We start from the raw sequence: 647 nt of genomic DNA, 5'->3' as shown, positions 1-647 counted from the left end.
AATGCAACTTGATACAGCAATTAATACACCTGAGAAAATTCAACTACGTGAAGAGTGGCAGCGCGGCTTATAGCAGTGCGTGTGCGCTAGCTTAGCTGTATCTGGTGCTTAGATAAGGTATCGACTATTTGAAATGCTGAACCAGAGAAGTCTGGTCCGTCGTTCTTAAAGTTGCTCATAATAGATAGGTGATCAATCAGCAGTTTTTCTAAATTGAGATTGGCGAATATGCTGCTTTGAAGCCACTTCATTGACCAGTCAGGAAATCTACGCACGATATCTTGTTGCTCGAGCACCCCAATAATCTTATGTCTGGGATCTTTCTTAATACGTTCAAATGCTTGATGAACAACTGAGTCTTCCCCTTCAAGATATTGAAAGAACCTATGATTTTCAAAATATAGGTAGCCTGAAATCTCTAGAACTAAATTATTACTATAAGAAATTTGTTGTAGGACCTCTAATTCTTCAACCGTAAAGTCGGTTAAGGCCTGACTAACGTATAAAATAGCGGTTTCAGTCATAAGTGATTAGGCGTCGAGCTTCGATGTCTGTAACAATAGTTCAAGAATGTACTGATCTCCAGTTCCGCTAATCTACTAAGAAAGTTTTAGATATGACTACACAGAAGATACTTCCCAATTTCG

General features: G+C 38.8%; 1 protein-coding gene. It reads right to left on the bottom strand.

What is annotated here, in order from left to right; translation table 11 throughout:
* Window positions 1-86: 86 nt before the first annotated feature.
* Window positions 87-524, bottom strand: a complete 438-nt coding sequence (locus tag A3762_RS04135; protein ID WP_068754219.1) for a BLUF domain-containing protein — start codon at window positions 522-524, stop codon at window positions 87-89.
* Between the last annotated feature and the right edge of the window lie 123 nt (window positions 525-647).

The sequence above is a fragment of the Oleiphilus sp. HI0125 genome, assembly GCF_001635355.1.
The sequence above is the reverse complement of the archived record's forward strand: the minus strand, read 5'-3'. Positions and strand labels throughout refer to the sequence as shown.